Below are 16805 nucleotides of genomic sequence, written 5' to 3'. Positions count from 1 at the left end.
CGCGGCATCCGACTGTATTCGGGTCTCGTGTGGAAAACGCACAGGCGCTTCCCGCTACCCTGGAATGTCGAGCGGAGACCTCTGGCGGATGCCGGGGTCACGTAAGGAGTCTTCTCGTGCGATTCGTATGGGCCGTCGTGGCCTTCATTCTGGCCGCGGTCATGATCGGAGCCGGCGTCGCTCAGCGTACCGTCTTCATGGGCCCCTCAGAGGTGCAGATGGAGATGCCCGCGGGCGACCCCGAGCCCTTTGTGCTGATCTCCAGCGATGTGCTGCGCGCCCACCCCGGCCAGCAGACCCTCATGGTGCGCGGCAAGGGCGATCTGTTCGTCGCCTACGGCCGTACCGCCGACATGAAGGCCTGGCTGTCCGACGCCGAGTACGACAGCGTCACGCTCGACAAGAAGGGTGAGCCGCGCACCAAGGTCGTGAAGGCCGAGGTGGAGTCGACCAGCGAGACCGGTCGCAACCCCGCCGGGTCGGATCTGTGGCTGGACTCCTACACCGACAAGGACTCGCTGATCGCGAACCTGCAGCTGCCAGAGGGGATGAGCGTGCTCGTCGCGCGCGACGGCGTGGAGGATGCGCCCTCCGACATCATGGTCACCTGGCCGCTGAAGACGACGACTCCGTGGGTCGGCCCCCTGTTCGTCGGCGGCGGCCTGGCACTGCTCATCGGTCTCGTGCTCTACATCCTCGGCATCCGTCACCAGCGTCGTGGCAAGGGCCCCCGCCGCAAGGGACCGGGGCCGCTGCCGCCCACGCAGCCGATCGATCTCGCGGTCGACAGGCTGCCCGAGCACGAATCGATCGGAACCGGCCCTGTGACGACGCCGGAGAGCGCGGACGAGCCCACGGACGATGACGGTCGTGCGCGCCGCACCGCACACCGGATGCGTCGTCGCCTGGCGGTTGTGATTCCCGCGGTCGGTCTCACCGCCGTGCTCGCGACCGGCTGCAGCGCGGACTCCTGGCCGCAGTTCGACGCGTCGACGAGTCCCACGCCCACGCCGACGGTCGTCGCCCCCGACAACCAGAAGCCGCCGGCAGTGACCGAGGCGCAGGCCTCGCGCATCCTCAAGGACATCTCGAAGACGGTGACCGATGCTGACGCCGCGCGCGATCTCAAGCTCGCGACCACGCGCCTGGACGGTGCCGTGCTGCAGGCCCGTGCGACCGACTACGCCCTGGGCGCCAAGAACCCGAAGCTCGGCGTCCCCGCCGCACTTCCCGCCGACAACGTCGAGGTGGTGCTGCCGCAGGCGACCGACAGCTGGCCCCGCACGGTCATGATGCTGACGAAGTCGTCGGAGGCGAAGACGCCGCCGGTGATCTTCACCATGACGCAGGCGGATCCGTGGTCGAACTATCGCGTGAACACGATGGCCGACATGCTCGCATCCGCGAAGCTGCCCAAGCTGGCCCCGGCATGGCTGGGCACGACCCTGGTACCCCCGGAGTCCACCTTCCTGATGATGCCGCCGAACGAGGTGGCGGACGCCTTCTCATCACTTGTCGACCTGGGCGAGAAGAGCCCGTACACCGGCGACTTCGACGCGGCGGCCAAGAAGCAGGCCACCGAGATCGTCGCGAGCCGGGCGGCTCTGCTGGCGGAGTTGAAGAAGACAGGCGCCGACAAGACGTCCAAGGTCGCGTTCGACATGACGCCGTCCGCGTTCGATCCGGTCTCCATGGCGACCCTCGACAGCGGTGCGATCGTTTCGGTCTCGGTCGTCGACACGCAGACCGTCACTCCGACGACGGCCGATGCCGTGATCAAGTTCGAGAACAATGCGGAGGCGGTCGCGCTCACCGGCGCGAAGGAGGCGGCGAAGGGCGTGCGCACGACCTACGGCATGCAGCTGTTCTTCGCGGTTCCCGCCCAGGGCGCGAACGCGCAGATCCAGCTGCTGTCGTTCCACCAGAACATCCTGAAGGTCGAGATCATCAAATGAGTGACATCTCCGCAGCCGCCCTGCGCGGCGCCGTCGACCTGTCCACGCTGCGGGATCGGCCGCAGACCCCGGCATCCGGTGCGGCGCCGGCTCAGGCGGGCGTTCCCGACGTCGTCGTCGACGTCACCGACGAGACATTCGGTCAGATCCTCGAGCTGTCCAAGACGGTGCCCGTCGTGGTCGACCTGTGGGCCGAGTGGTGCGGACCGTGCAAGCAGCTCAGCCCCATCATCGAGAAGGTCACCCGTGAGCAGGGCGGTCGCGTCGTGCTGGCGAAGGTCGACGTCGACGCCAACCCGCAGATCGCGCAGGGCTTCCGCGCCCAGTCGATCCCGATGGTCGTCGCTCTGATCGGCGGGCAGCCGGTGCCGATGTTCACCGGAGCCGTGCCGGAGGAGCAGGTGCGCGAGGTCTTCGGACGGCTGCTGGAGCTCGCCGCGCAGAACGGCGTGAGCGGCTCGGTGGCGGCAGGAGAGCCCGGCGAGGCGCCCGCTGAGCCGGAGGAGGCCCCGCTGCCCCCGCTTCATGCAGAGGCCTTCGACGCGATCGAGGCCGGCGATTACCAACGAGCGATCGCCGCCTATGAGAAGGCTCTCGCAGAGAACCCGCGTGATGAGGACGCGAAGGCCGGTCTCGGCCAGGTGAAACTGCTCGCCCGCGTGCAGCACCTCGATCTGCAGGCCGCCCGCGCGGCTGCGGCCGAGGCGCCGCTCGACCCCGAGGCGCAGTTCGCCGTCGCCGATCTCGACATCGCGGGCGGTCACGTCGACGACGCCTTCGGGCGCCTGCTCGACCTGTTCGCCGCACTGCCCGCCGACGAGCGGATGCCGGTGCGCGAGCGTCTCGTGGAGCTGTTCGACCTCATCGGCTCCGCCGACCCGCGCGTGGGCGCGGCGCGCACGCGACTGGCGTCGCTGCTGTTCTGACGAACTCGGACGGATGGCCGGGGACTCGCGTCCTCGGCCATCGTCGTCTCAGTCGAACGTCGCCGACGGCACGTGCGGTTCGCCCTGGTAGCGCAGCCAGATCGTCGACAACGCCGGCAGGGTGATGCTCGCCACCGGCACGGAGTCCTCTCCGACGGGGTGGGCGGTGACGAGTCCGAGATTCCCGACACCGGTGCCGCCGAACTCCGTCGCATCCGTGTTCAGCACCTCCTGCCAGACGCCGGCGAGCGGGAGGTCGAGGCGGTGGCCGGTGCGCTGCACACCGGCGAAGTTGCTCACCACGACCACGCGACCGCCGTGCGCGTCGCGTCGCTCGAACGCGACGACACTCGGGTCCCAGGTCGGCGCACCGAGGCGTGAGAACGACGACCCGTCGTTGTCGCGCTCCCAGAGCGGCGCCTGTGCGCGATAGGTACGGTTGACGGCGCCGACGAAGTCCAGCAGCTGCCGGTGGGAGGGCTGGTCGAGCAGCCACCAGTCCAGCTCCCGATCCGGTGACCACTCGCCGATCTGCCCGAACTCCTGACCCATGAACAGCAGTTTCTTGCCCGGGTGACCCCACATGTAGGCCAGGTAGGCGCGGACGTTCGCCAGCTTGTGGGCGTGGTCACCGGGCATCCGCGACACCAGCGTGCCCTTGCCGTGCACGACCTCGTCGTGGCTGATCGGCAGCACGTAGTTCTCACCGAACGCGTACACGAATGAGAACGTCATCTCGCCCTCGTGGTGGGCCCGGTGGATCGGGTCCCGCTTCATGTACTCCAGGGAGTCGTTCATCCAGCCCATGTTCCACTTGAATCCGAACCCGAGTCCCGCCGCAGTGGTCGGCGCGGTGACGCCGGGGAAGGCTGTGGATTCCTCGGCGATCATGACGATGCCGGGAAAGCTGCGGTAGGCGGTGGCGTTGACCTCCTGCAGGAAGCGGATCGCCTCGAGGTTCTCGCGCCCGCCGTGCACGTTCGGCTCCCACTCGCCGTCGCGCCGGGAGTAGTCCAGGTACAGCATGGATGCCACGGCGTCGACGCGCAGGCCGTCGATGTGGAATTCGCTGAGCCAGTACAGGGCGTTCGCGACGAGGAACCCGCGCACCTCGTTCCGGCCGTAGTCGAAGATCAGGGTTCCCCAGTCCTGGTGCTCGCCGCGGCGCGGATCCGGATGCTCGTAGAGCGGCCTGCCATCGAACCGGGCCAGTGCGAAGTCGTCCTTGGGGAAGTGCCCCGGCACCCAGTCCAGGATCACGCCGATGCCCGCCTGGTGCAGTTGGTCGATCAAGAACCGGAGGTCGTCAGGAGTGCCGTAGCGGCTCGTCGGCGCGTAGTAGCCCGTGACCTGGTAGCCCCACGAGCCGCCGAACGGATGCTCCGCGACCGGCATCAGCTCGACGTGCGTGAAACCGGTGGAGGTGACGTGCTCGATGAGCGGCTGGGCGATGTCGCGGTAGCTCATCCCGCCGCGCCAGGAGCCCAGATGCACCTCGTAGACCGACATCGGCTGCGCCACGGCGTGCGTGGCCGCGCGTCGGGTCATCCAGGCTCCGTCGGCCCAGGCGTAGGCGCCGAGGGTGACCACTGAGGCTGTGGCCGGCGGCACCTCGGCCGCCTGCGCCATAGGGTCGGCCTTGAGGATCCATCTGCCGTCCGGGGTGAGCAGCTGGTACTTGTACGTGGTGCCGATCATGACGTCGGGGATGAACAGCTCCCAGACGCCGCTGGAGCCCATCGAGCGCATCGCGTGGCCCTCGCCGTACCAGCCGTTGAAGTCGCCTGCCACGCGCACGGCCCGCGCGTTCGGGGCCCAGACGGCGAAGGCGACGCCGGTCTCGCCGTCGAGCATGCGGGGGTGCGCGCCGAGCGCCTCCCAGAGCCGTTCGTGGCGCCCCTCGCCGATCAGATGCAGGTCGACCTCGCCGAGCGTCGGCACGTGCCGGTACGGATCACCGCTGACGACCTCGTCCTGGCCCTCGTAGATCGTGACCACGCGGTAGGGCGCCGGCGGACCGCCGTGCGTGCCCTCCCAGATGCCGTGCGCGACATGCGCGAGCGGGACGCGGTCACCGTCGGCGAAGACCGCCGCGACGGACTCCGCCAGCGGACGGCGCACCCGGATGACGGTGGCGGGATGGCCCGCGGCGCCGGTCATCGGATGCGCGCCGAGCAGCGCGTGCGGGTCGTGATGCGCGCCGTGCGCCGTGCTCTCCCAGTCCGCGGAGACGGAGACCTCCTCGATACGGCTCATGATCGCTCCCTCACCCTCAGGATGTGCACCGGCTCGGCGAAGGCGTCGAGCCGCACGTAATCGTGGTCGGTCCAGGTCCAGACCGCCCCTGTCAACAGATCCTCGACCTCGAAGGGGTCGCCAGGGGTGACACCCCAGAGCGTGGTGTCGAGGTGCACGGTGGTCTCCCGCACGGAGTGCGGGTCGACGTTGGCGACGACGATGATCGTGTCGTCGTCGCCAGTCCCGGTGAAGGCGGCGTCGAGATGCTTCGAGTAGACGAGGATGGCGTCGTCGTCGCTCCAGTGGAACGAGATGTTGCGCAGTTGGTGCAGGGCCGGATGCTCGCGGCGGATGCCGTTCAGGCGGCGCAGCAGCGGCGCCAGTGAATCGCCGCGCTCCTCGGCGCCCGCCCAGTCGCGCAGCTTGTACTCGTACTTCTCGTTGTCGATGTTCTCCTCGGAGCCGGGGCGGGCCACGTTCTCGAACAGTTCGTAGCCCGCGTACACGCCGTACAGGGGCGCCGCCGTCGCGGCGATGCAGGCTCGGATGCGGTAGGCCGCGCGCCCGCCGTACTGCAGGTACTCGGTGAGGATGTCGGGCGTGTTCACGAACAGGTTCGGACGCATGTAGTCCGTCGTCGCGGTGGACACCGAGGTGAGGAACTCCTCGAGCTCCGCCTTGGTGTTGCGCCAGGTGAAGTACGAGTAGCTCTGCTGGAACCCTGCTGCGGCGAGTCCCCGCATCGGGGCGGGCCGGGTGAACGCCTCGGCGAGGAAGACGACGTCCGGGTGTGCGGCGTTCACCGTGCGGATCAGCCACTCCCAGAACCTCAGCGGCTTGGTGTGCGGGTTGTCGACGCGGAAGATGCGCACACCCTGGGCGATCCAGTGCTCGACGACGCGCAGCACCTCGGCGTAGAGGCCCTCTGGGTCGTTGTCGAAGTTCAGTGGATAGATGTCCTGGTACTTCTTCGGCGGGTTCTCAGCATAGGCGATCGTGCCGTCCGGCAGCGTCGTGAACCACTCCGGATGCGTCTGCATCCAGGGATGGTCGGGGGAGGCCTGCAGTGCGAGGTCGAGCGCGACCTCGATTCCGACCTTGTTCGCCGCGCGCACGAAGGCGCGGAAGTCGGCGAGGGAGCCGAGATCGGGATGCACGGCGTCATGACCGCCCTCGGCTGCGCCGATCGCCCAGGGCGAGCCGGGGTCTTCCGGTCCCGCGACCAGGGTGTTGTTCGGCCCCTTGCGATGCGTGCGGCCGATCGGGTGGATGGGCGGAAGATACAGCACGTCGAAGCCCATGTCCGCGATGGCGGGCAGACGCTTGGCCGCAGTGCGGAACGTGCCGCTGACGACGCTGCCGTCCTTGCGGCGCCTCGCACCCTCGGAGCGCGGGAAGAACTCGTACCAGGCGCCGACGCCGGCGGCGGTCCGCTCCACCAGCAGGCTGCTCCACTCGGTCGCGGATGCCAGGGTCGTGACAGGTCGTGCGGCGAAGAAGCCCGCGAGCACGGGATCCGTCGCGACCGACGCCAGCGTCCCGGCATCCGCGTCCTTCAGCCGCTTCGCCGCAGCCGTGATCGCGCGGCGCTCCGCGGCGGGGCGATCCTGCTCGGCGGCAGCACGCGCGAGCAGCTGTGCCCCGGCGATGCCCATGACCTCGAGGTCGACATCGGCCTCGGCCTTGACCTCCGCGGCGTGGGCCCAGGTGGCGAAGTCGTCGGAGAACGCCTCGAAGCGGAACGACCAGGCGCCGGACGCGTCCAGGGCGATCCGCGTCTGCCATCCGTCGGTGCCGTCGCCCTGCGGGCTCAGCCGGTGCAGGGTCTCGGCGCCGTCGGGCGCGCGCAGCCTGACATGGGCGCCGATGAGATCATGCCCCTCACGGAATGCGACGACGCGGAAAGGCACCACCTCGCCTGCGAAGGCCTTGGGCGCGAAGCCACCCGGCGCAGCAGGAGACGGGTCGGAGAGCGGTATGCGCCCGACCAGGGTGCCCGGTGCGGCGTCCTCCTGCTCGGCGGCGGGCCGCACGGGGATCTGTGCGGGGCTTCGCAGCACCGCCGGAATCGAGACAGAACGAGCAGCCACACCTTGAATGTACAGGCCGCTGTGCTCAGCGGGTAGCTTTCGGATTCCGCATGACGGCGGGCGTCTGGAACGCCCGATCACTCGATCCGGAACAGTTGCATCGACGTTCCGGAGAGCGGAAGGACCTCGCCGGGGGAATACCGGCGCAGGCCGCCGTCCGGTCGCTCATCCGCGCTCGACCAGAGCGACACGAACGCGGTCGCACCCTCGATCGAGTCGGGCAGGCGCACATCGATCGGGGCTTCCGTGCCGTGCACGATCAGCAGGATGCGGTTGGCCTCGTCACTGCCCCCACCGGTGGCCGCCACATACTGCAGAGTGCGGTTGCGGGGATCGTTCCACTGCTCGACCTCCATGGTCTCGCCGTGCTGGTCGAACCAGTCCATGACCGAGGCCTCGGGGACGTGTTCGCCCAGTCGCGCGTATCGCGCCGGACGCAGGGCGGGGTTCTCGGCGCGGAGCCTGGTGAGCAGTGCGACGTGCTCGCGCAGGTCCTGCTGCCACGGCTCGTGGTCCCAGCTCAGCCAGGTCAGAGCGGAGTCCTGGCAGTAGGCGTTGTTGTTGCCGCGCTGGGTGCGGCCGAACTCGTCTCCGGCCGTGATCATCGGGATGCCGGCGGAGAGCAGCAGCGTCCCCATCAGGTTGCGCATGGCCTTGCGACGCGCGGCCAGGATGGATGGATCGTCCGTCGGACCCTCGGCGCCGTGATTGAACGAGCGGTTCATATCGGCGCCGTCGTGGTTGTTCTCTCCGTTGGCCTCGTTGTGCTTGACGTCGTAGGACACCAGATCGTGCAGGGTGAACCCGTCGTGCGCCGTGACGAAGTTGATGCTCGCGAGCGGTCCGCGCTCCTCGCTGTAGGTGTTCGCGGAGCCTGCGAGCCGGTTGGCGAAGCCGCCGATGCCCACGGGCGCCGAGGCGCGGCGGGCGTAATCGATGTCGCTGAGCCAGAAGTTGCGGGCACGATCGCGATACCGGTCGTTCCACTCGCTCCAGCCGGTGGGGAAGTTGCCGGTCTGCCAGCCGCCCATCCCGACATCCCACGGCTCTGCGATGAGCTTGACGTCCTGCATGGCCGGGTCATCGGCGATCGCCTGCAGCAGCGGGTGCTCGCGCGTGAACTCATGGTCGGCGTCACGCCCGAGCGCGGCGGCGAGGTCGAATCGGAAACCGTCGATCTGCATCTCCCGGGCCCAGTAGCGCAGCGAGTCCAGGACGAGGCGCGCGGCGGCATCCGTGGCGGTGTTGACCGTGTTGCCGACGCCGGTGGTGTCGATGTACGCGCCGTCCGCGGTCTGCCGGTAGTACAGCGCGTTGTCGATGCCGCGGAAGCTGGAGCGCGGGCCGCCGAGGCCCTCCTCGCAGGTGTGGTTGTACACGACGTCGAGGATCACCTCGAGGCCTGCCTCGTGCAGCAGCCGCACCATGCCCTTGAACTCGGCGAGGACCGCCTCGGGTCCGTCCTTGCGCGCCTCCTCGGTGGCGTAGGCGGTGTGCGGGGTGAAGAAGCTGAGTGTGTTGTAGCCCCAGTAGTTGGTGAGGCCCTTCTCGAGCAGTCGCGGCTCCGGCACGAAGGCGTGCACGGGCAGCAGCTCGATCGCGGTGACGCCGAGCGAGTGGAAGTACTCGATCATCGCGGGGTGCGCGAGACCGGCGTAGGTGCCGTGCAGGGCGGGGGGCACGTCGGGGTGACGCTTGGTCATGCCCTTGAGGTGCCCCTCATAGATCACGGTGCGGTCCAGCGGGGTGTTCGGCTTCGCGACGCCGCTCCAGTCGAAACCGTCGGCGATCACGACCGAGCGCCACTCCTCGTAGCCGTCGCCCTGGGCGAGGCCGCGAGCGTACGGGTCGAGCAGCAGCGTCTCCGAGTTGAAGGTGTTGCCGGGGCCGTGCGGCCCGTCGACGCGCAGCGCGTAGCGGACGCCCGGCTGAAGCAGGTCGGTGGTGACCTCCCAGACGCCGCCTGGCCGGCGCTCGAGCGGGAGCTGCGCAGTCTCCCAATCCAGGTCGGTGGCGTCGAAGATGACGAGCTCGATGGACGAGGCGTTCTGCGACCAGATCCGGAGGGTGCCCACGCCGTCGTGGAGCCGGACCCCCAGGTCGTCGAGCGCGGCGCCACCGAGGGGCGTTCGGGACGTCGGGAGCATGGGGACAGCCTAGATGCCAGGGCGCTTGCGGCATGAATCCGGATACCGGACCGGATGAACCTGGATGCCGCCCGCGCGCGGCTCACGGCTGGGAGGATGGAGTCATGCGCTTCTACCTCGACCACGCCGCCACCGCGCCGCTGCGCGCTGAGGCGCGGGATGCCTGGCTCGAGGCATCCTCGGTCGTGGGCAACGCGTCATCCACGCACGGCGCGGGGCAGGAGGCCCGCCGGCTCCTGGAGGAGTCCCGCGAACGCGCCGCCGCCGTGCTGGGCTGCGACCCGATCGAGGTGGTGTTCACCTCGGGCGGCACGGAGTCGATCAACACTGCGCTGCACGGGCTGTGGTCCTCGCGTGCACCGGGGACCACGGCGATCGTGCTGCCCGACGGCGAGCATCACGCGACGATGGACACGGTCGCCGCGCTGGCCGCCGTCGGCGCGGATGTCCGCGCGGTCGCGCTGGACGCGGCGGGGCGGATCGCCGGCGATGCGTTTTCCGCGGCCCTGCCCGCGGCCGCTCTCGCCACGGCACTGGCAGCGAACAACGAGGTCGGCACGATCAACGACAGCGCCGCACTCGCGCGGGCCGCGGCGGATGCCGGCGTGCCGCTGCATCTGGACGCGGTGGCGGCATGGGGGCACGTGCCGTTGTCGTTCCGCTCGCTGCGCGGGGATGCCGCGCCGGGCGCAGGTCTCGTCGCGATGACCGTGGCGGGGCACAAGCTCGGTGCGCCGGTGGGCATCGGCGCGCTGGTCGTCGCGCGCACGGCGCGCATCTCCGCGCTGCTGCACGGCGGGGCCCAGCAGCGCGGGCTGCGTGCGGGGACGCAGGACGTCGCGGGCGCTGCGGCGTTCGCCGTCGCGCTGGAGCTCGCCGAGGAGGAGCGGCTCGCCGAGTCCGCGCGGCTGACAGTCCTTCGTGACCGGCTGATCTCCGGCATCCGCGCCGCCGTGCCGCAGGCGGAGCTGCTCGGCGATCCCGTGGATCGCCTGCCGGGCAATGCGCACGTGCTGTTCCCTGGCGCGGTGGGGGAGAGCCTGCTGTTCCTTCTGGACATGGCGGGCGTCGCGGCATCCACCGGATCGGCCTGCCAGGCCGGCGTCGCGGAGCCCTCGCACGTGGTCATGGCGCTCGGTCGCAGCGAGCAGGATGCGCGCAGTGTGCTGCGGTTCACGCTGGGGAGAACGTCCACCGACGCGGACGTCGACGCAGTGCTCGCAGCGATCGGCGATGCCTACGCGCGGGCATCCGGTGCCTCTCCAGCCGCCCGCTCGTAGACTGGAACCCATGCGTATTCTGGCGGCGATGAGCGGAGGGGTCGACTCCGCGGTGGCGGCGGCCCGTGCGGTGGAGGCCGGCCACGACGTGGTCGGCGTGCACCTGGCGCTGTCGCGCGCCGGTGGCACGCTGCGCACCGGCAGCCGCGGATGCTGCACGATCGAGGACGCGATGGATGCCCGTCGGGCCGCCGACCTGCTCGGCATCCCCTTCTACGTCTGGGACTTCTCGGAGCGCTTCCGCGACGACGTCATCGAGGACTTCATCTCGGAGTACAAGGCCGGCCGCACCCCGAACCCGTGTCTGCGCTGCAACGAGAAGATCAAGTTCGCCGCCCTGTTGGAGCGCGCGATCGAACTCGGCTTCGACGCGGTCTGCACCGGGCACTACGCGACACTCGTCGATGGTGCGGACGGTCTCGAGCTGCACCGCGCCTCGGACAGCGCGAAGGATCAGTCCTACGTGCTGGGTGTGCTGAACGCCGAGCAGATCGCACACACGTACTTCCCGCTGGGGTCGACACCGTCGAAGGCGCTGGTGCGCGCAGAGGCTGCCGAGCGCGGCCTGAGCGTCGCTCAGAAGCCTGACAGTCACGACATCTGCTTCATCCCCGACGGCGACACCCGTGGTTGGCTGGCCGAGAAGGTCGGCGCCGAGCAGGGCGAGATCCTCGACCGCGACGGCGAGGTCGTCGGCACACACGACGGCGCTCACGCGTTCACGGTCGGTCAGCGCAAGGGGCTGCGCCTCGGCGTGCCCGCCGCAGACGGCAAGCCGCGGTTCGTGCTCGAAGTTCGACCCGTGTCGAACACCGTCGTGGTGGGTCCGAAGGAGGCCCTCGCGATCGCCGAGATCTCGGGGGAGCGGTTCTCCTGGGCGGGCGCCGCGCCCGCGGCCTCCGAGTTCGACTGCGAGGTTCAGATCCGCGCCCACGCCGAGCCGGTGCCGGCGCGCGCGTTCGTGACGGATGCCGGCGTGCGCGTCGTCCCCGACGAGCCGCTCGACGGCGTCGCTCCAGGGCAGAGCGCCGTGCTCTACGTCGGCACCCGTGTGCTCGGCCAGTTCACGATCGACACGACCGTGTCGGCCGTGCCTGTCGACGCTTGACCCGAGGCGCTTCGCGGTCGGACAGGAGGCCGGAGATGTCGGCAGCGCTCAGTTCGCCAGCATCCGCAGCACGCGATCGGCCTGAGCCTCGGTGGTACCCGGGGGATTGCGGAGGAACCCGCCGTTGCCCGGCAGCAGCATGATCAGCCAGAACATGGCCCAGTGCGTGCGCCACTCGGAAAGACGCTCGCGCTGCGTCCCGGACAGCCCGACGGCGCGTACCAGGGCCTCGGGCTCATAGACCTTGCGGCCGGCGAGATGCTCCAGGTGATCGGCGAGCTCGAACGCCGGGTCGGAGAGTCCGCCGTCCTCGAAGTCGACGAGCCTGCACACGCGACCGTCCCACAGCACGTTGGCCGGATTGAGATCGGCGATGCCGAGAACGGAGAGGTCGAACGGGGGCGCAGCCGCCGCCACGAGGAACTCGCGCGTGGCGCTGAGCGCGCGCTCGACGAGGCGTGGGGCTCTCGTAGCGCTCAGGTCATACGACTCCGTGGCGTATTCCGCGAGGTGCGTCCTCAGCGTCGAGGGCCCGAGGCGCCGCTCGCCGATTCCTGTCGCCGCGGCCCCGGTGAGCGGCACACCGTAGAGCCTGCGCAGCGCCGCGCCCAATGCCGCGAGCTGCTCCGCGGTCGCCGGCATGCCACCGAGCGGGAGGCCGGGGATACGCTCCATCACGATCTCCGGGGCGCCGTCCACTGTCTGCATCCGCACCGGCCGCGGTGCCAGGCCAGGGCAGTGCATCGCGAGAAGCGTGAGGCAGGTCCACTCCCGATCGGGCTCGCCATCCTCCCAGCTGGTGAATCGCTTCCGCACCTCGGTCCCGGTGAGCGTCAGATCGTGTGTATGGGTGATCACGCCTCCACCGTAGGTGCTGTGCGGAGCGGGCACCGCCCACGACGACCGAGACCGGTCCCGCGACGCGCCCGGCGGATGTCGGCGGGCGCTCGTAGACTCGATCCGTGCCGGAGAACATCTCGCTGGAAGACGCCCGCAATGAGGCCGAAGAGCTGACCACCCGCATCCTCGATGCGAAGGACGCGTATTACGGTCGCGACACCTCGATCGTCGACGACGCCACCTACGACGGATGGATGCGGCGGCTCGAAGAGCTCGAGCGCCTTCATCCCGAACTGCAGGGGCAGGACTCGCCGACGCAGATGGTCGGCGCGGCAGAGGCGGCCGGGCTCGCCACTATCGAGCACGCCGAGCGGATGCTGAGTCTCGACAACGTCTTCTCGCTGGACGAGCTGCGCGACTGGGAGATCAAGACCAAGGCCGCCGCCGGCCGCGATGTGGCCTGGCTCACCGAGCTGAAGATCGACGGCCTCGCCATCAACCTGCGCTATGAGAACGGCGTGCTCACCTCTGCCGCCACCCGCGGCGACGGGCGCGTGGGCGAGATCGTCACCGAGAACGCTCTACGTCTCGCCGACATCCCGCCGCGGCTGAGTGGCACAGGGCATCCTTCGATCGTCGAGGTGCGCGGAGAGGTGTTCATCCCTGTCGCCGCATTCGAGCGCCTCAACGCGGCCCAGGCGTCTTTCCGCGACCGCGCGTACGCGGACGCGCTCGCCCGCTGGGAGGCGCGCTCCGGAGCGAAGAAGCCGTTCGACGAGGAGAAGGCGCGTGCCGCGGCCGCCCGGCGCTTCCCGTCCTTCGCGAACCCGCGCAACGCCGCGAGCGGTGGCCTGCGCCAGCAGCTCGACAAGAAGGACGGTCTCGAGCTCGAGGCGGGGCTCCTGCGCACCGAGTCGCTGTCCCTGTACGTGCACGGCATCGGCGCGTGGGAGAACCCGCCGGTCGCCGCGCAGAGCGAGGTCTATGACCTGCTCGCCGAGTGGGGTCTGCCGACGAGCCCGCACACGAAGGTGTGCCACAGCATCGACGAGGTCGCCGGCTTCGTCGCCTACTTCGGTGAGCACCGGCACGACATCGAGCACGAGCTGGACGGCATCGTCGTCAAGGTCGACGAGCTCGAGCTGCACGCAGAACTCGGCCAGACCAGTCGCGCTCCGCGCTGGGCGATCGCCTACAAGTACCCGCCGGAGGAGGTGCAGACCACGCTGCTCGACATCGTCGTCTCGGTCGGACGCACCGGCCGCGCCACACCGTTCGCGGTGATGGCGCCCGCGCACGTGGCGGGATCGGTCGTGCGGCAGGCAACCCTGCACAACAAGGACGTCGTGAAGGCCAAAGGCGTGCTGATCGGCGACACCGTCGTGCTCCGCAAGGCCGGCGACGTGATCCCCGAGGTCCTGGGGCCGGTGGTCGAGAAGCGCGATGGCACCGAGCGCGAGTTCGTCATGCCGGAGAGGTGCCCCGAATGCGGGTCGATCCTCGCCCCGGCCAAGGAGGGCGACATCGATCTGCGTTGCCCGAACACCCGTTCCTGCCCGGCGCAGGTCCGCGGGCGGGTGGAGCACATCGGGTCGCGCGGTGCGCTCGATGTCGAGGCGCTCGGCGAGGTGACGGCAGCAGCGCTCACGCAGCCCAGTCACCCTGCGGCGCCGCCGCTCGACACCGAGGCCGGGCTGTTCTCGCTGGTGCTCGAAGACCTCGTGCCGATCTCCGTGGTCGTGCGCGACTCGGAGACGGGACTGCCCAAGGAGGACGACGACGGCATCGTGAAGACCCGGTCGCCGTTCAGCCGCAATCCCACCGCCGACGAGAAGAAGGCCGGCATCGAGGGGCCCCAACCGTCCTCGCAGGCGATCAAGCTGATCGCCGAGCTCGAGAAGGCCAAGACCAAGGAGCTGTGGCGACTGCTGGTGTCGCTGAACATCCGCCACGTGGGTCCTGTCGCGGCACGAGCTCTCGCGCAGTGGTTCGGCTCGCTCGACGCGATCCGGGCCGCCAGCCGCGACGAACTGGCCGCCGTCGAGGGCGTCGGAGGCATCATCGCCGACTCGCTGCTCAGCTGGTTCGAGGTCGACTGGCATCAGGACATCGTGCGGCAGTGGGCGGATGCCGGCGTGCAGTGGTCGACGCCGGGCCACCCCGGCCCCGGGGCGGCCGTCGCCGAGGGCGGCGTGCTCGACGGACTGACGGTGGTCGCGACCGGATCTCTCGACGGCTACACCCGCGAGGGCGCGCAGGAGGCGATCATCAAGGCCGGCGGCAAGGCGGCGTCCTCGGTGTCGAAGAAGACCGACTTCGTCGCAGCAGGTCCTGGCGCGGGCTCGAAGCTGGCGAAGGCCGAGGATCTCGGCATCCGGGTTCTGGATGCCGCGCAGTTCCACGTGCTCGTCACCGAGGGGCCGGCCGCGCTGGATGCCTGACCGGCTCATCGTCCTGAATGGGATGGCCGGAGCGGGCAAGACGACTCTCGCGCGGCCGCTCGCCGCCGAGCTGGGCGTGCCGCTCGTCTCCAAGGACGCCATCAAAGAAGCCCTCGGCGATGCCGTCGACGCGCCGCTGCCGACGCGTGCTGTCGGCGCACTGGCGGCCGACGCGCTGTGGCGGATCGTCGGGATGCTGGAGGGGACGGTTCTGATCGAGTCGGTCTGGCTCGCCGGGCGCGACGAGGAGTGGTTCCGCCGCGGCTGGGAGTCGGTCGGCTCTCCGATCGGTCTCGAGGTGTGGTGCGAGGCGCCGCGTGAGGTCATGCGCGAGCGGTACCTCACCCGGCCGCGCCATGGTGTGCATGACGATCAAGGGCGCGTCGATGAGTGGGACGCTGCGGCGGAGACCGCCCGGCCGATAACCGGCTTCCCCGTGCTGCACGTGGACACACGCTCGCCCGTCGATGTGGCCGCGCTAGCTGCAGTGCTCCGGCAGCAGCTCAACGGCCGGGGCTAGGCTCACGAGCGTGGAGCCGCCGCAGAACCTGATTCCGACCCTTGTCGGGGTGGGAATCCTGGTCGCCGTTGCGACCGCGGCGCTGTTGCTCTTCAGGGTCCGCGCCCCGTGGGCACCGGCCGCTGCGATCGCGCGCGGCGTGGTGCAGCTGGCGATCATCAGCCTGATCCTCGGCGGGATCATCACGAGCCCGCTCTGGATCGCGCTCGCTCTGCTCGTCATGCTCGCCGTCGCCGTGTCGGTGGCGACCCGTCGCATCGGCTGGAGCGCGCATTCAGCTCTGGTGATGTCCAGTTCGATCACGGCGGGGATCGCTGTGGCCGCGACCGCGGTCTTCGGGTCCGGAGCGCTCGAACCGACGCCCCGCTATGCCCTGGCCATCGGGGCGATCGTCATCGGCAACACCATGAACATCGCCACCCTCACCGGGCGCATCTTCGGAGCATCCGTCGCTGATCACTGGGACGAGGTCGAGGGGTGGCTCGCGCTCGGCGCGACCGCGCGACAGTCCACGATCCACCTGGCCCGACGGGCGGTGCGCGAGGCGCTCATCCCGTCGATCGATCAGACCAGGACGACGGGTCTCGTGGTGCTTCCGGGCGCCTTCGTCGGCGCGATCTTCGGCGGGCTGTCCCCTCTGGAGGCGGGCCGATTCCAGATCATCGTGCTCGCCGCGATCATGGCGGCCGGCGCCGTGACCGCGGTGCTCGTCGCCACCTGGCAGGGAGCTGTCACTGTGCGCCCCGCGGCCGGCGCCTGACGTCGCGCGAGGGGGGCAGCGTTCGGCCTGCGCAGGCGCTACCGAACAGCCTCATCGCGGAGTTGAATGTCGCCATGGATGAGCGTGGAGCATTCCTGGATTGGTTCGGCACGACCTGGCGGGAGGCCGAGCGCGCGCTGCATCGCGGCGATGCCGGTCCGCGCCTCGAGATCTGGTCGCGGCGGGAGCCGGTGACGCTGTTCGGCGCGTGGATGAGCGCGTCCGGATACAGCGAGGTGCGGGAGGCGTTCCTGCGGCTGGCTGAATCGTTCTCCGGAGCGGTGTCGAGCGAGGTCGAGCTGGTCGCCGCGGATGTGAGCGGCGACCTCGCGTACACCGTGCACCGTGAGATCACGTCGACGGTCGTCGACGGGGTCTCCCGCGACTACATCCTGCGGGTGACACAGGTGTACCGCCGCGAGGACGGCGGCTGGAAGGTCGTGCACAGGCACGGAGACGAGGAGACCCGAGCCGCGTCAGGGCCGTGAGCGCGGCCGCAA

The 16805-nt window shown here is 69.9% G+C and carries 12 protein-coding genes; 8 read left to right on the top strand and 4 right to left on the bottom strand.

Features of this window, described 5'->3' with window-relative positions:
• Positions 1 to 116 precede the first annotated feature (116 nt).
• Both ACFVAE_RS03020 and ACFVAE_RS03015 read left to right on the top strand, forming a co-directional pair.
• Positions 117 to 1955: a glycosyl transferase gene (locus ACFVAE_RS03020; RefSeq protein ID WP_378887737.1), complete on the top strand. Its 1839-nt coding sequence runs from the start codon at positions 117 to 119 to the stop codon at positions 1953 to 1955.
• Positions 1952 to 2881 (top strand): tetratricopeptide repeat protein, encoded by a 930-nt coding sequence (locus ACFVAE_RS03015; protein WP_378887735.1) that lies wholly within the window; start codon positions 1952 to 1954, stop codon positions 2879 to 2881. Before ACFVAE_RS03020 ends, ACFVAE_RS03015 begins: the two co-directional genes overlap by 4 nt.
• Before the next feature lie 48 nt (positions 2882 to 2929).
• Here the strand turns inward: ACFVAE_RS03015 and glgB are convergent, their stop codons facing one another.
• The 3 genes from glgB to glgX form a co-directional block, all read right to left on the bottom strand.
• A complete protein-coding gene (gene glgB, locus ACFVAE_RS03010; RefSeq protein ID WP_378887733.1) occupies positions 2930 to 5137 on the bottom strand; it encodes a 1,4-alpha-glucan branching protein GlgB in 2208 nt (735 codons plus the stop codon).
• Positions 5134 to 7209: a maltotransferase domain-containing protein gene (locus ACFVAE_RS03005; RefSeq protein WP_378887731.1), complete on the bottom strand. Its 2076-nt coding sequence runs from the start codon at positions 7207 to 7209 to the stop codon at positions 5134 to 5136. The genes glgB and ACFVAE_RS03005 overlap by 4 nt, the downstream gene beginning before the upstream one ends.
• 77 nt (positions 7210 to 7286) lie before the next feature.
• The gene (gene glgX, locus ACFVAE_RS03000) at positions 7287 to 9356 is read right to left on the bottom strand and encodes a glycogen debranching protein GlgX (protein WP_378887729.1); all 2070 of its coding nucleotides are present in this window, start codon (positions 9354 to 9356) and stop codon (positions 7287 to 7289) included.
• 104 nt (positions 9357 to 9460) lie between these two features.
• On the opposite strand from glgX, the gene ACFVAE_RS02995 reads away from it, so the two are divergent.
• Entirely contained in the window at positions 9461 to 10636 is a 1176-nt protein-coding gene (locus tag ACFVAE_RS02995) for a cysteine desulfurase family protein (RefSeq protein ID WP_378887728.1), read from the top strand.
• A gap of 10 nt (positions 10637 to 10646) precedes the next feature.
• A complete protein-coding gene (mnmA, locus tag ACFVAE_RS02990) occupies positions 10647 to 11744 on the top strand; it encodes a tRNA 2-thiouridine(34) synthase MnmA (RefSeq protein WP_378887726.1) in 1098 nt (365 codons plus the stop codon).
• Positions 11745 to 11792: 48 nt separating this feature from the next.
• On the opposite strand, the gene ACFVAE_RS02985 is transcribed toward mnmA, so the two are convergent.
• Positions 11793 to 12602 (bottom strand): aminoglycoside phosphotransferase family protein, encoded by an 810-nt coding sequence (locus ACFVAE_RS02985; RefSeq protein WP_378887724.1) that lies wholly within the window; start codon positions 12600 to 12602, stop codon positions 11793 to 11795.
• Positions 12603 to 12706: 104 nt separating this feature from the next.
• Between ACFVAE_RS02985 and ligA the strand changes: the two genes are divergently transcribed.
• From ligA to ACFVAE_RS02965, 4 genes are all read left to right on the top strand, one after another.
• On the top strand, positions 12707 to 15025 hold the full coding sequence (gene ligA, locus ACFVAE_RS02980) for an NAD-dependent DNA ligase LigA (protein WP_378887722.1): 2319 nt from the start codon (positions 12707 to 12709) through the stop codon (positions 15023 to 15025).
• On the top strand, positions 15018 to 15545 hold the full coding sequence (locus tag ACFVAE_RS02975; protein ID WP_378887720.1) for an AAA family ATPase: 528 nt from the start codon (positions 15018 to 15020) through the stop codon (positions 15543 to 15545). Before ligA ends, ACFVAE_RS02975 begins: the two co-directional genes overlap by 8 nt.
• Positions 15546 to 15555: 10 nt before the next feature.
• The gene (locus ACFVAE_RS02970; RefSeq protein WP_378887718.1) at positions 15556 to 16305 is read left to right on the top strand and encodes an ABC transporter permease; all 750 of its coding nucleotides are present in this window, start codon (positions 15556 to 15558) and stop codon (positions 16303 to 16305) included.
• Positions 16306 to 16379: 74 nt separating this feature from the next.
• Complete coding sequence (locus ACFVAE_RS02965) at positions 16380 to 16793, top strand: YybH family protein (protein WP_378887716.1); 414 nt, start codon at positions 16380 to 16382, stop codon at positions 16791 to 16793.
• Positions 16794 to 16805 lie beyond the last annotated feature (12 nt).

The sequence above is a fragment of the Microbacterium sp. NPDC057659 genome, assembly GCF_042799915.1.
Taxonomy (GTDB): domain Bacteria; phylum Actinomycetota; class Actinomycetes; order Actinomycetales; family Microbacteriaceae; genus Microbacterium.
This window is presented reverse-complemented; position numbering and strand designations above follow the sequence as displayed.

Excerpts from the sequence above, each read along its gene's own strand:
- ACFVAE_RS02975 (WP_378887720.1), top strand. The coding sequence starts at position 15,018 with ATGCCTGACCGGCTCATCGTCCTGAATGGGATGGCCGGAGCGGGCAAG.
- mnmA (WP_378887726.1), top strand. The coding sequence starts at position 10,647 with ATGCGTATTCTGGCGGCGATGAGCGGAGGGGTCGACTCCGCGGTGGCG.
- ACFVAE_RS03015 (WP_378887735.1), top strand. The coding sequence starts at position 1,952 with ATGAGTGACATCTCCGCAGCCGCCCTGCGCGGCGCCGTCGACCTGTCC.
- ACFVAE_RS02995 (WP_378887728.1), top strand. The coding sequence starts at position 9,461 with ATGCGCTTCTACCTCGACCACGCCGCCACCGCGCCGCTGCGCGCTGAG.
- ACFVAE_RS02965 (WP_378887716.1), top strand. The coding sequence starts at position 16,380 with ATGGATGAGCGTGGAGCATTCCTGGATTGGTTCGGCACGACCTGGCGG.
- glgX (WP_378887729.1), bottom strand. The coding sequence starts at position 9,356 with ATGCTCCCGACGTCCCGAACGCCCCTCGGTGGCGCCGCGCTCGACGAC.
- glgB (WP_378887733.1), bottom strand. The coding sequence starts at position 5,137 with ATGAGCCGTATCGAGGAGGTCTCCGTCTCCGCGGACTGGGAGAGCACG.